Source organism: Gordonia sp. IEGM753 (assembly GCF_050321825.1).
Classification (GTDB): Bacteria; Pseudomonadota; Gammaproteobacteria; order Pseudomonadales; family Pseudomonadaceae; genus Aquipseudomonas.
The window spans coordinates 2,671,760-2,684,773 of sequence record NZ_JBNQGB010000001.1; the positions used below are offsets into that span (position 1 = coordinate 2,671,760).

Genomic DNA, 13,014 nt, shown 5'->3' on the forward strand with positions numbered 1-13,014 from the left:
TCATCGAGGCAGCACAATGTAATCGTTCTGCTGGGTAACGCCGCGGTGTTCGCCCTCGACCAGATGGATGTAGCGCCCGTCGACCTGATCAATCGGCAGGCAATCATCGACGTCCATCAGCGCATCCGTATGCGATTGCGACCAGGTGTTCAGCAGGTGCCGTTTGCCCTTGGCTTTCGCTTCATTTTTGCTATGGGCAACCACCAGAACGTAATGATGAGCCTCGCCGAACGCCTGCGATTCGTAACCGCCCAGGTTGATAAAATACAAACGCGGCGCATCGGGTCGCGGCGCTAGAGGACTGAGTTCGACCTTCCAGTTTTCAACGCCATCAACTCGCATCCACGAATCGATATGCACACCGGCCTGGCTACCAAACCAGCCTTGTCTAAGCTGCGCATAGGTGTCCTCAAGGCTGTCCGCCACGGCGAACACGACATCATGTACTTCGATCTTCGCCTTGGGATGTTTACCTCCCAGCATCACAACAAAAAGCATGTCTATTTCCAATGATGGTGAAAGGCGGGTAGCCGCACGATGCACCCATCGGCTGGGGGCAATCCGGTGACTGCAACGCAAGGTCCGAAACGACTCAGATTCCAGGTAACAATCACCGGCGCCTTGCGACTTATCAGGCCGGCACGCCCAGAATGATGTGGGAAGCCTTGATTACCGCAGTGGCGCTGACACCGGCCACCAGGCCAAGCTCTGCCACGGCATCACGGGTGACGATCGAATACACCTTGGAACCGCCAGCCAGTTCGATGATGACTTCAGCGTTGACCGCACCGTCGGTGACGCTCAGGACCTTGCCTTCCAGGCAATTGCGTGCCGAAAGGCGAATGTCGCTGGACTCGGTCATCAGCATGACCCACGGCGCCTTGACCAGCGCTACGGCTTCTTTACCCACCGCAATACCCAGGTTACGGATGCTTTCCATGGTGACCACTGCAACCAGTTGTTCCCCACCGGACAGGGTCAAAACCACTTCAGCATTGACCGCGCCTTCCTGCACCTGACTGACCTGGCCTTTGAACACGTTACGAGCACTGACTTTCATGAAAGAGTCCTTTTGTTGACTTTCAAGTTAGGAATTTCAGGGCATGATCAAATTTAACGTTGTGTAGAAACAACCATAGCGGATTTAAACGCGTGAAACTCAAGCGCGCACGTAAACCCAGGCCTGGGTGCCGGACTTGAACGTAGAGGGCTGCGTCTCAACCCACGCGCTTTTCAAAGTAGACGCGTTCAAATCCATCCTCGGTGCGCCGTTGCACTTCGACGTAACCAAGCCGTGGGTAAATGGCCAGGTTGTCGCTCATTTTTACGTTGGTATAGAGCTGCACGCTGCCCAGGCCCAAGAGCTTGGCCTGCGCCTCACAATACTGAACAAGTGATTTGCCAATGCCTGTGCCGCGTCCTGATTCCGAGACGGCCACGTTCTCGAGAAACATGTGCTGATCCACTGGAAAGAAAACGATGAAGCCTTGCAGTTCATCCTTTGACCCAGTGGCAAGGTACACCTGACCGGCCGCAATCTGCGCGTTGAAGTCCGCCAGCATGGGCGCAGGTTTTCGCCCTATCGCGCTCACATACTGGGCATACGCTTGCTCGGCGCACGCCCGTACAGCGTCTTCATCGCCTGCAACTGCCGGGCGGATGAACTGATGTTCGCTCATGGTCAATCCTTACGAAGCACTGTGCACGCGTTGATAACGCTGTTCGAAATCATCGGCTAACTGCTCAAGCGTGACACTTCCCAAACGCTCGATCAACAGCGCTTGCGCGGCTTCAAAGGCCTCGGTCAACGCAGCGTTAACCGCTTGCTCGACCAGGCATTCCGGGTGGTCCGTGGACAAGCCGATGGCAAACAACGAAGACGAGCCCAAGGCTTCGTGAATATTCAACAGGGTCATCTCGGCCAACGGTTTGGTCATCGTCCACCCGCCATGGTGCCCTTTCTCCGAGCGCACATACCCTTGCTCCTTGAGCAGCGCCATGGTGCGCCGAACCACCACCGCGTTGGTGCCGAGCATCTGCGCGATGGTCTCGGAGGTGGCGGGTTTTTCATGGCGAGCCATGTGGATCAATACGTGAAGCATGCGCGACAGGCGGGTGTCATTTCTCATGGACGGCGATTTCGTGAAGATGGGTGCGCCGAGTATCGCTCGACACAGCATAAGTTACGAGACCGTTGACACTGATCCATCATGTAACTTACGTTGTATCTTGAAATCTTCGAGCGGGTCGAAGGTTCAAGGAGGCTGACTCATGGTGTATGACGTGATCATCGTTGGCGGCAGTTATGCCGGCATTTCCGCTGGCCTGCAGCTGGCACGTGCGCGCCGCAACGTGTTGGTGATTGATGCCGGCCAGCGCCGCAATCGTTTCGCGCACAGCTCGCATGGGTTTCTTGGGCAGGACGGTAGCGACCCTGGCGTGATTGCCAGTGAGGCGCGGGCGCAGTTGTGCAAATACCCGGCGGTCGAATGGGTCACCGAATCGGCCGTGAGCGCGCAAAAACAAGCAGACACGCTGGTGGTCACCACGGCAAGCGGACAGCGCTTGGAGGGCCAGCGCCTGATTCTGGCAACAGGGGTAAGCGATGAGCTACCTGACATTCCTGGACTGCAACAGCGCTGGGGTATGCGAGTGTTCCACTGTCCGTATTGCCATGGCTACGAACTAGACGGCGGGCAGATCGGCGTTCTGGCGGCCTCACCGATTGCCATCCATCACGCGCTGATGTTGCCTGATTGGGGACCGACCACGTTTTTCCTCAACGATATTTTCGAGCCCGATGCAGATCAGTTGGCAAGTCTTGAAGAACGCGGCGTGACGCTTGAGCGTGAGCGGGTGAAATCGGTGGGTGGCGAACACGCCCATGTGACGCTGGCCAGCGGCCGCGTGATTAAACTTGCGGGATTGTTTACCCAGCCACGTACACGCATGGCCAGCCCCTTGGCCGCGCTGCTGGGGTGCAAATTCGAAGCCGGGCCAACGGGCGATTTCATCAAGGTCGATGCCATGCGCGAGACAAGCGTACCGGGCGTGTTTGCCTGCGGTGACGCCGCCGTGGCCGCGGGCAATGTAGCGACCGCCGTGGGAGACGGTGCACGCACGGGTGGTGCCGCGCACCAATCGCTGATGTTTCGCTGAGAACCAGTAGCCGCCTGTCCGGCCTCCTATGGGCGGGAATGCCGACCTGTATGGCGCAACACAAATCCCCAGGAAACCGGCTTGCCGGTGATGGCGATTCCGAAGACGCCATCGCTGGCAAGCCAAGCTCCTACAGTTTTGTGTGGCGCAGACATTTCTGCGTGTGAATCCAATCCCGTAGGAAACCGGCTTGCCGGTGATGGCGATCCATGCGGGCGCCATCGCTGGCAAGCCAGCCTCCTACAGTTCTGTGTGGCACAGACATTTCAGCGCTGTGAATCCAATCCCGTAGGAAACCGGCTTGCCGGTGATGGCGATCCATGCGGGCGCCATCGCTGGCAAGCCAGCTTCCTACAGTTCAGTGTGGCGCAGACATTTCTGCGTGTGAATCCAATCACGTAGGAAACCGGCTTGCCGGTGATGGCGATCCATGCGGGAGCCATCGCTGGCAAGCCAGCTTCCTACAGTTCAGTGTGACGCAGACATTTCAGCGCTGTGAATCCAATCCCGTAGGAAACCGGCTTGCCGGTGATGGCGATCCATGCTGGGCGCCATCGCTGGCAAGCCAGCCTCCTACAGTTCTGTGTGGCACAGACATTTCAGCGCTGTGAATCCAATCCCGTGGGAAACCGGCTTGCCGGTGATGGCGATCCATGCGGGCGCCATCGCTGGCAAGTCAAGCTCCTACAGTTCAGTGTGGCGCAGACATTTCACAGTGCAATCACGCATGTACGACACGCAAACAACCCGGCTCCTGCGATTGTGATGGGTAGCCACTGGGAGGTCCTGGCGGCAAATGCCAGCACTGTCGAGCGATACCTCAGAGGTATCGTACACCACCCAAATGATATTAGACCCTGGTGAGCACCGCACTTAGCCTGTGATATGGCAGGCCTGGCTTGCGCAAAAAAAATGACAAAAATGCATTTCGCCCGGAGCAGCCATGAGCATCCACTATTCCATTCCCGAGTTGATCAACAGCACGCGATTGAACACATTCCAGTGGAGAGTGTTTGGCCTGTGTTTTTTCGTCGCCATTCTCGACGGCTTTGATACTCAGGCGATTGCGTTCACCGGTCCCTCGATCATCCAGGCCTTCGGCCTTGGCCCCGGCGCGTTGGCGCCGATCCTCACCGCAGGGATTGTCGGCATGGTGCTCGGTGCCATGTCGCTGGGTTTGATGGGCGACAAATTTGGTCGACGTCCAACCATCATCGGCTCGGTAGCCTTGTTTGGTGTCGCGTCGCTGGCGACCGCATTTGCCCAGACGACTGACCAGATTCTGGTGCTGCGGTTTATCGCCGGCCTCGGAATGGGCGGTGCAACGCCGGTAGTCCTGTCGCTGGCAGCCGAGTATGGCAGTGCTAAACACCGTGGCACGATCATGACCACGGTATTGCTGGGCTTGCCTGCAGGGGCCATTCTCGGCGGGTTGCTGGCCGCCAAAATGCTGCCTTCCATTGGCTGGCAAGGCATCTTCGCCGTTGGCGGTATCGTGCCGCTGGCACTGGTAGTGGTGCTGATACTTGCACTGCCGGAATCGCTGTATTTCATGACCCGGCACCGCGCCGTTGCCAGCCGCAAGAAGATTGAACACATTGTCGCCGTCCTCACCCAAAAACCAGTCGCCGCCGGTACCACGTTCAGTGTTCCGGAAATGGACGTAAAAACCCGCGTATCGTCCTTGTTCAAGGGCGGACTTGCGCGCAATACCTTTGGCATATGGACGATCTATCTTTTTAACTGGGTGGCGTGGTTCATGTTTCTATCCTGGCTGCCCACCGTACTCAAAGCCACAGGCTTACCCACGGAACAGGCGCCGATGGGGACTGTAGCGGTCAATGCGGTGTTCGTGCTGTTTGCGATTCCACTGTCGATCATGCTGCCGAAAATCAACACCCGACTGTTGCTGCTGGCCTTGTTCGTGTTTGGCATTTTCCTGTGCCTGGGGCTGGCCTACAGCGGCACCAACTGGACACTGGTGTTCATCCTCGCCGGCTGCGCGGGCCTGGGTATTGGCGGCCAGCAAATCGTCTTGAACTACATGGTTGCCCAAGCCTACCCCACCGCACTGCGCGCAACGGCAACAGGTTGGGCGATTGCACTGGGCCGGGTCGGGGCCATTATCGGATCGGCCAGCGGCGGCTGGTTTCTGGAACATGGCGGCCCGGCGGGCTATTACTCCGCGCTGATCGTGCCACTGGTGATTGCAGCCGCCGGGCTGATGATCATTCGCCCGCAAGCCGGTGCCGTTGAAGGCGAGGCAGTCGCAGCACATTGAAAAAAACCGCCAGACAGTCTGACGCCTTGCACGTCAGACAGCCGGGCGGGGTAGTCACCCCTCGTTACGGCTTGGCAATATCGGTACGCGACACCGCTGGCGACTCCTTCGCCAGCGTACCCCTCAATTGCTTGACCTGAGCCGCGTTCACCGCTGGCGCCTGATTGCCCCAACTGCTGCGAATGAACGTCAGCAGCTGCGCCACCTCTTCATCCGACAAACGCCAGGCAAACCCCGGCATCCCGAGTTCCGACGGCGCTGTGGCGGTGGCAGGTAACTTGCTGCCCGCCAGCACCAGGCGAATCATCGACACCGGGTCTTCAGACAGCACCGACGAGTTGCCGGCGATCTTCGGGAAAACCCGTTCGTAGCCCGTGCCATCCGTGCGGTGGCAGGCAGAGCAATTGTCGACGTACAGCTCGGCACCGCGACTGCCCTCCTCCCCGGCGGCCAAGGCTTTAGCGGTAGCAGGATCAGCCTTGAAGCTGGACACCTGACGGTCGCTGGCAGGCAGCGTTTTCAAGTAAGCGGCTACCGCTTGCAGGTCGCCATCGTTGAGATGCTGAGTGCTGTGAACCACCACATCGCCCATTGCCCCGCCCAATACCGCATGCGTCGCACTGCGCGCGCTGCGCAACGTGGCAACAATGTCCTCGGTGCTCCAACTGCCCAGACCGTCCGCCGGATTGCCGCGCAAATTAACCGCCAGCCAGCCATCGATCACCGGGCCCCCAGACAGATAAACCGGACTCGATTCATCCAGCGCTTTTTCCTGAAGGGTCAGCGCACGCGGCGTGTGGCAACTGCCGCAATGGCCCAGGCCTTGTACCAGGTAAGCTCCGCGCGCAACGTGCGCCACCGGGTAACGTTCAGCCTTGAACGCTACGGCATCCGGGTCGGGTGCGAACGTCTTGCGCCAGATCGCCAGGGGCCAGCGCATGGACAATGGCCATGGCACGTCATTGGTCCGGTTCGAGGCGTTGACCGGCGCAACGCCGTGCATGAAGTACGCATACAGCGCTCGAATGTCGTCATCGCTGATCTTTGCGTACGCCGGATAGGGCATCGCCGGGTACAGACTGTCGCCATTGGCGGCAATGCCATGACGAATCGCCCGGTCAAAATCATCCAGCGAATAACCGCCGATGCCCGAAGTTTTATCCGGTGTGATGTTGCTGCTGTACAGCGTGCCGATCGGCGAGGCAATCGGCAGGCCTCCGGCAAACGCTGCGCCACCTTTTGCAGTGTGGCAGGCAGTGCAATCACCGGCGTCGGCCAGGTAGCGACCCTTCTCGATCAACGCTGCCTGCTGCGCTTCAGGCGCGGGTTGCAATACTCTCGAGTGCGTTGGCCACGCGGCAAACACCAGCAACAAAACCAACACCACCACCCCTAATCCGATCAGGCTCAAAAGAAACTTTTTCATGGGCTTCTCCTTATGCCTGAACCAGCGGGGCGGGGTTTTTCAGGTACTGCTCGCGAATGGCTTTGGCTGACCAATAGGCCAGCGCACCGACCATGCCGGTCGGGTTATAGCCGTTGTTTTGCGGGAACGCATTGGCGCCGATGGCGAACACGTTGTGCACGTCCCACGATTGCAGATAGCGGTTCAGCGCCGAGGTTTTCGGGTTGCTGCCCATGATCGCGCCACCACAGGTATGGGTGCTTTGGTACTTGGTGATGTTGTAGTGCTCGCCGGGCTTCTTGGCGTCGCCGGCCACGGCGGTCGGGTTGAGAATTTTCGACATCTCCAGCGCCTTGCCCACCAGAAATTGCGAAGCCTTGATCTCATTGTCGTGCCAGTCGAAGTTCATCCGCAGCAGCGGCCGGCCAAAGCCGTCCTTGTAGGTCGGGTCCAAGCTCAGGTAATGCTGACGGTACGACATGCAGGCGCCCTGCACTTCGAAGTAGAACGAATGACGGAAAGCGTCGCTGGCGGCCTGTTTCCACTGCGTGCCCCAGGCCGGCGTGCCCGGCGGCACGTTGATCCCGCGCACCGGCCCGGCGCCTGGCTGCCGGGCCCAGATGATGCCGCCGCCGACAAAACCGGCCTTGGCATTGTCCAGTTGATTGCCGTTCAGGTTGTCCATGGTGGTGCCTGCGCCACCAATGCCAATGAATGGGTTGGCCTGCACTTCCTTGCCGAAAAACAGCACCACGCGGTTGAGGTTCTGGTACGAGTAGTTACGGCCGATGGTGCCTTCGTTCGTCTGTGGGTCGTACGGTTTGCCGATACCGGAAAGCAGCATCAAATGCACATTGAACAAAGAAAACGCGCACAACAGAACCAGGTCGGCTGGTTGTTCGACTTCGCGCCCCTGAGCGTCCAGATACGTGACACCGGTGGCCTTCTTGCCATCGCTGTCGAGGTTGACTTTCAGCACTTGCGCATGGGTGCGCAACTCGAAGTTTTTGCGTTGGCGCAACACCGGCAAGATGCTGATGTTGGGGCTGGCTTTCGAGTAGTTCAGGCAACCGTAATCGCTGCAGAACCCGCACGCATTGCACGGCCCCATCTGACACCCGTAAGGGTTGACGTAAGGCGCCGACGCGTTGGAGGCCGGGATTGGATACGGGTCCCAGCCCATCTCGCGGGCCGCCCCGTAGAACATTTCCGCACCGAGGTAATTGGGGTTGGGACCTAAAGGAAATTCACGTGAGCGCGAACCTTCAAACGGGTTGCCGCCAGGCTGTTTGGCCCCCTGAATCACGCCGGCCTTGCCAGAGGTGCCGCACACATACTCGAAGTGATCGAAGTGCGGTTCCAGGTCTTCGTAGGTGACCGGAAAATCCTCAATCGTCATGTCTTCGGGAATGAATTTGGCGCCGTAGCGCTGCTCGACATTGCTGCGCAGCTTGAAGTCTTCCGGCAGCGCGCGAAAGTGACAACCCGACCAGTGACTGCCCGCGCCACCGACGCCGGTGCCTGGTTTGAACGAGCCCATTTGCCGATACGGCACGGCCGTTGACGTCAGGTTATGCCGCGCGGTGACGGTTTCCTGGGACAGGCTTTGCAGGTACCGCCGATGCACTGAACCTTCAAGTTCATCCACCACTTTGGGGTAGGCAAAATCGGGTTGCGTGTCACGGTCTGCACCGCGCTCCAGCACCACCACATTCAGGCCTGCATCGGTGAGTTCCTTGGCCATGATCGCCCCGGTCCAGCCCATGCCGACAATCACTGCGTCTACTTTTGGTTTAGTGTTCGCCATGCTCAACCCCTCCTTCCAGCCAGATCGACCGGGGGCAGCGGGTATGGCTTGTCGCGCACCGTTATCCAGTCCATGTAATCAGCACGCATGCCGGGATAGCCGATCATCTTCCATGCGCCCATGTTCTTGTTGCCGCCGTGGGATGGGTCGGCGAAATAGCCGTTGCGCACCTCGTTAAGCAAGTTGCTGAAGAACAGCTTCGATGAGATGTCTTCCAGCGCCAGCTTGCCGCTCTCTGCGTTTTTCAGCAGATCTTCCTGCTGCTCCGTCGACAGTTGTGCGAAGGTTTTTGCGGAGTAATTCTTCTGGCAACTGGCATCAAAAGCCTTGATGCCTATCCGCAGGATTTCCCGCAGCGTCAGGCGTCCCTGATAACCAAACTCAGGCACTGCTTCCAAGAACGGCCCCTGCATGTACCAGATGCCGCCGTTGGCATAGGGCGTCTGCATGTGACGGTCAAGAAACTCGGGCACGCCCAGCTCCACGGCGCCCGGCCCCACCTGATCGGCCGGAATCAGACGGTCGCAGGCGGCAATGAGAAAGGCCCATTCCTGCGGGGTGAACCAGGTGGGTTTGTAATCATCAACGCGCGGTGGGGATGGCGTGCCGGGCTGTGCATCGCTCGCTGGAGTCTGAGCAAAGGCTCCGGTGGAAACACCGGCACTGGCCAGGGTTACGACAGGAATAAGCGTCAACGACTTGCGTAAAAAGTCGCGACGTCCAGGGGAAGTATCGTTATCAGACATGGTTCAGTCACTCCTGGGTCTAAACACGGGTGTGCTTGTACTTTCTTATGGGTACAGCGAACTTCACGAAGCGGCTTGCGCCTTGCTCATCTGCCTGAATCGGTGCAACAACGGTTCGGTATAGCCGTTCGGTTGCCCGGCGCCTTCAAACACCAACGCGCAGGCCGCAGTGAACGCGAGCGAATGTGCGGGGTTCTTCGACATCGGCTGATAAGCCGGATCGCCTGCGTTCTGTGCATCCACGACCACCGCCATCCGTTCGAGTACCGCCATGACGCGTGCGTTGGTCACTACGCCATGCCTGAGCCAATTGGCCATATGCTGGCTGGATATGCGCAAGGTTGCCCGATCCTCCATTAACCCCACGTCATGAATATCGGGCACCTTGGAGCAGCCAACGCCCTGATCGATCCAGCGCACCACGTAGCCAAGCAGGCCTTGCGCGTTGTTCTCCAGCTCCTCGGTGATGGCCTGCTCGTCCCAATCGCCGACCCGGCCCACAGGGATATCCAGCAACTGATCCTGTAGGGCGGCGTATTCGTCGGCAGTGGCTTGCCGGGCTATCTGGTTTTGCACCGCGGTGACGTCGACCTGGTGATAGTGCATGGCGTGGAGCGTAGCGGCTGTGGGCGATGGCACCCATGCGGTATTGGCGCCGGCCAACGGATGGGCGATTTTTTGTTCGAGCATTGCACTCATCAAATCCGGCATGGCCCACATGCCCTTGCCGATTTGTGCCCTGCCCTGCAGTTGGCATTCCAGCCCCACCAACACGTTATTGCGCTCGTAGGCCTTGAGCCATGAGCTGGCTTTCATCTCACCTTTGCGCAGCATCGGCCCCGCTTCCATGGCGCTGTGCATTTCGTCACCGGTGCGATCCAGAAAACCGGTATTGATGAACACCAAACGCTCGGTTGCCTGGGCAATGCACGCTTTGAGATTGAGCGTGGTGCGCCGCTCTTCATCCATGATGCCCATTTTCAGCGTATTAGCCGCAAGCCCGAGCATCTGCTCGACGCGGCCGAACAACTGACTGGTAAACGCCACTTCATCCGGACCGTGCATTTTCGGTTTAACGATGTAAACACTACCCGTACGCGAGTTACCGCCCGATTTGCGGTCGTGCATGGCCGCAAGGCTGGTGACCACGGCATCAAGAATGCCTTCGGGCACTTCGCGACCTTCATGATCGAGCAAGGCTGGCGTCGTCATCAGGTGCCCGACATTGCGCACCAACATCAGCGCTCTACCGGGCAGCGTGATGGAGGAGCCATCGGCACGCGACCACAGGCGATCAGGATTAAGTTTGCGCGTAAGGCTGCGGCCATTTTTTTGCAGGGTTTCGCTGAGATCGCCCTTCATCAATCCCAGCCAGTTGCGATACACCACGACCTTGTCTGCGGCGTCGACCGCGGCCACCGAATCTTCACAATCCATGATGGTGGTCAGCGCGGCTTCCAACACCACGTCTTTGATATGCGCGAGATCGGTACGGCCAATGGCGCTGGTGGCGTCGATTTGAATCTCGATGTGCAGGTCGTTGTTCAACAGCAAAATGGCGCTGGGCGAGTTCATCTCACCCTGAAAACCAACCCACTGCTGCGGTTGCTCCAGCCCGGTTGTCGAACCATCGCCCAGGGTCACCCGCAGCACGCCATCGACAACGCCGTAGTGTGTGGCTGCAGCATGCGAGCCTGCTGCGAGTGGCACCGCTCGATCAAGAAAGGCGCGGGCATACGCCACGACTTTCTGCCCGCGAGCCGCATTGAACCCCGCGAGTTTGAGCGCCCCTTCTTCGTCGGTAATCACGTCAGTGCCATACAGCGCATCGTACAAAGAACCCCAACGTGCATTCGCGGCGTTCAGCGCGTAGCGCGCATTCATCACCGGCACCACCAGTTGAGGGCCGGCCTGCCGAGCGATTTCGCTGTCGACATTGGCCGTAGTCACCGTCACTGCAGCGCGCACGGGTTGCAGGTAGGCAATCGATTGCAGGAAGGCGCGATAGGCGTTTTTGTCCTGAACAGGTCCTGGGTGGTTGCGGTGCCAGGCATCAAGTTGCGCCTGCAACACGTCGCGCTTTTGCAGCAAGGCGCGGTTGCGGGGGGCGAGGTCGTGGACCAACTGGTCGAAGGCTTTCCAGAATTCACCACTGTCCAGGCCGGTGCCGGGCAGCGCTTCTTCATCGATGAAGTGCAGTAATTGCGGGGCGACGGTCAAGTTACCCCTGCGCAGAAAATCAGTCATGGCGTCCTCGTTTTCCGCCACCAGGACGGAGTTCTTCTTGTTGTGAGGACTGCAGTGTTACCGATTTTGTATTTTGAATTCAATATTCATTATTTGCCGAACACGGAATATCGTAGGGACTAGCCCGCCAATCCGCTCAGCAAATACTTGATCTGATCCAGGGAAACAGAGGTTTCAACAGCGTGCCGCGACTGCAGGCGCCCACAGGAACCAACCTGCAACACCCGAGCAAGCAAACGCGCCACGTCCGGCATGTGGGCGGCTTCAAGGCCTTGTCGGGTGATGAACTGAGTGCCAAGACGCAGTGCATGATGACCGGCCAGCGAAGGATCGACACAGGTGCCAATGAGGATGCCATGCGCCTGTAGCGCGGCCATCACCACACGGGAATCGACCTGACCTGAAAGCGGCAACAACAGCTGATGGGTATGAACCTCGCCTGGGTTTGCCGCAAGCACCGGCAAGCCTGCGTTTAGCAAACAGCGATGCAACGCCGCACTGTTGGCGAGGATCTTTGCAGCGTAATCGGCACCGTGGGTTTGAGCTTCGGTCAGGGTGACCAGCAGTGACGGCAAACGCCCCGCGTCATAGTTGGCGAGCATGCGCGTATCGAGCAGCTCCCGCAGCGGTGGCGCATCTGCAAGGACGCGCCCCAGCACCAGGCCTTGTGGCCGGCCGGGCAAGGTTTTGTAAGTGGAACTGCTGATCAGGTCGACGCCGGCGTCGAACGGATTGGGGTAAACACCACCGGCAATCAAACCCAGCACATGCGAGGCATCGAACAACGTTTTGGCGCCCACGGCATGCGCCGCTTGTACCACCGGTGCAATGTCATCGGGCTTGATCATGATGCTGCGGCCCAGCACCACTAGCCTGGGCCGGTATTGATCAATCAGTTCGACCGCCGCCGCGCTGTCCAGCCGGCAGGCCGTGCGATCAAACGGCAGATCCTCGACCACCAGACCCGCCATCTGCGGGGTGCCACCTCGGCGCTGGCTCAGATGACCGCCATGCTCGGCCGCCGGGGCCAGCACCCGATCGCCCGGCCGGCAGTACGCATGGAAAATGGCCAGGTTGGCCAACGTGCAACTCGCCAGCCGAACCTCCGCCCACGCCGCGCCGAACAAAGACATGGCCGCTGCGCTGGCCCGGCGTTCAAGTTCGCTGACCAGTTCGGTTTCGGGTTGCTCCTTGTACCCGGTCGGGCCCATTGCCGGGTACGCACTGAGTGCCGGGCTGTAGGCCGCCATCGCTCGGGCGCTGGGCAGATTGGCCCCGGCATAGAGCATCAGGCGTTGCTGCTGGAGTTGCGGCAGGCGATTGGCGCAGTCGGCCAACAAAGCGTCGAGGTCATGCGCCATGAACCAGC

At 59.2% G+C, this 13,014-nt stretch carries 11 protein-coding genes; 2 read left to right on the forward strand and 9 right to left on the reverse strand.

The genetic code is table 11. From position 1 onward, the window contains the following. The 4 genes from ACQR3R_RS11930 to ACQR3R_RS11945 form a co-directional block, all read right to left on the reverse strand. Positions 1 to 498, reverse strand: a complete 498-nt coding sequence (locus tag ACQR3R_RS11930) for a DUF1543 domain-containing protein (protein ID WP_428272380.1) — start codon at positions 496 to 498, stop codon at positions 1 to 3. Positions 499 to 631: 133 nt separating this feature from the next. Continuing rightward, positions 632 to 1,060, reverse strand: a complete 429-nt coding sequence (locus tag ACQR3R_RS11935) for a TOBE domain-containing protein (RefSeq protein ID WP_428272382.1) — start codon at positions 1,058 to 1,060, stop codon at positions 632 to 634. 157 nt (positions 1,061 to 1,217) lie between these two features. After that, positions 1,218 to 1,679, reverse strand: coding sequence for a GNAT family N-acetyltransferase (locus ACQR3R_RS11940; protein ID WP_428272383.1), 462 nt, complete (start codon positions 1,677 to 1,679; stop codon positions 1,218 to 1,220). 9 nt (positions 1,680 to 1,688) lie between these two features. Beyond that, positions 1,689 to 2,129 carry an Rrf2 family transcriptional regulator gene (locus tag ACQR3R_RS11945; RefSeq protein WP_428272384.1) on the reverse strand — a complete coding sequence of 147 codons (441 nt, stop codon included), beginning with the start codon at positions 2,127 to 2,129 and terminating at the stop codon, positions 1,689 to 1,691. A 142-nt stretch (positions 2,130 to 2,271) separates the two neighbouring features. Between ACQR3R_RS11945 and ACQR3R_RS11950 the strand changes: the two genes are divergently transcribed. Next, positions 2,272 to 3,159, forward strand: a complete 888-nt coding sequence (locus tag ACQR3R_RS11950; RefSeq protein ID WP_428272385.1) for an FAD-dependent oxidoreductase — start codon at positions 2,272 to 2,274, stop codon at positions 3,157 to 3,159. A 943-nt stretch (positions 3,160 to 4,102) separates the two neighbouring features. Continuing rightward, entirely contained in the window at positions 4,103 to 5,440 is a 1,338-nt protein-coding gene (locus ACQR3R_RS11955) for an MFS transporter (protein WP_428272387.1), read from the forward strand. Positions 5,441 to 5,504: 64 nt separating this feature from the next. Here the strand turns inward: ACQR3R_RS11955 and ACQR3R_RS11960 are convergent, their stop codons facing one another. The 5 genes from ACQR3R_RS11960 to ACQR3R_RS11980 form a co-directional block, all read right to left on the reverse strand. Next, complete coding sequence (locus ACQR3R_RS11960; RefSeq protein WP_428272388.1) at positions 5,505 to 6,866, reverse strand: c-type cytochrome; 1,362 nt, start codon at positions 6,864 to 6,866, stop codon at positions 5,505 to 5,507. Positions 6,867 to 6,876: 10 nt separating this feature from the next. Then, the gene (locus tag ACQR3R_RS11965; RefSeq protein ID WP_428272389.1) at positions 6,877 to 8,652 is read right to left on the reverse strand and encodes a GMC oxidoreductase; all 1,776 of its coding nucleotides are present in this window, start codon (positions 8,650 to 8,652) and stop codon (positions 6,877 to 6,879) included. 2 nt (positions 8,653 to 8,654) lie between these two features. After that, on the reverse strand, positions 8,655 to 9,398 hold the full coding sequence (locus ACQR3R_RS11970) for a gluconate 2-dehydrogenase subunit 3 family protein (protein WP_428272390.1): 744 nt from the start codon (positions 9,396 to 9,398) through the stop codon (positions 8,655 to 8,657). Positions 9,399 to 9,461: 63 nt separating this feature from the next. Then, entirely contained in the window at positions 9,462 to 11,645 is a 2,184-nt protein-coding gene (locus ACQR3R_RS11975; protein ID WP_428272391.1) for a malate synthase G, read from the reverse strand. A 119-nt stretch (positions 11,646 to 11,764) separates the two neighbouring features. Then, positions 11,765 to 13,006, reverse strand: a complete 1,242-nt coding sequence (locus ACQR3R_RS11980; RefSeq protein WP_428272392.1) for a hypothetical protein — start codon at positions 13,004 to 13,006, stop codon at positions 11,765 to 11,767. Positions 13,007 to 13,014: the final 8 nt, after the last annotated feature.

Excerpts from the sequence above, each read along its gene's own strand:
- ACQR3R_RS11930 (WP_428272380.1), bottom strand. The coding sequence starts at position 498 with ATGCTTTTTGTTGTGATGCTGGGAGGTAAACATCCCAAGGCGAAGATC.
- ACQR3R_RS11935 (WP_428272382.1), bottom strand. The coding sequence starts at position 1,060 with ATGAAAGTCAGTGCTCGTAACGTGTTCAAAGGCCAGGTCAGTCAGGTG.
- ACQR3R_RS11940 (WP_428272383.1), bottom strand. The coding sequence starts at position 1,679 with ATGAGCGAACATCAGTTCATCCGCCCGGCAGTTGCAGGCGATGAAGAC.
- ACQR3R_RS11945 (WP_428272384.1), bottom strand. The coding sequence starts at position 2,129 with ATGAGAAATGACACCCGCCTGTCGCGCATGCTTCACGTATTGATCCAC.
- ACQR3R_RS11950 (WP_428272385.1), top strand. The coding sequence starts at position 2,272 with ATGGTGTATGACGTGATCATCGTTGGCGGCAGTTATGCCGGCATTTCC.
- ACQR3R_RS11955 (WP_428272387.1), top strand. The coding sequence starts at position 4,103 with ATGAGCATCCACTATTCCATTCCCGAGTTGATCAACAGCACGCGATTG.
- ACQR3R_RS11960 (WP_428272388.1), bottom strand. The coding sequence starts at position 6,866 with ATGAAAAAGTTTCTTTTGAGCCTGATCGGATTAGGGGTGGTGGTGTTG.
- ACQR3R_RS11965 (WP_428272389.1), bottom strand. The coding sequence starts at position 8,652 with ATGGCGAACACTAAACCAAAAGTAGACGCAGTGATTGTCGGCATGGGC.
- ACQR3R_RS11970 (WP_428272390.1), bottom strand. The coding sequence starts at position 9,398 with ATGTCTGATAACGATACTTCCCCTGGACGTCGCGACTTTTTACGCAAG.
- ACQR3R_RS11975 (WP_428272391.1), bottom strand. The coding sequence starts at position 11,645 with ATGACTGATTTTCTGCGCAGGGGTAACTTGACCGTCGCCCCGCAATTA.
- ACQR3R_RS11980 (WP_428272392.1), bottom strand. The coding sequence starts at position 13,006 with ATGGCGCATGACCTCGACGCTTTGTTGGCCGACTGCGCCAATCGCCTG.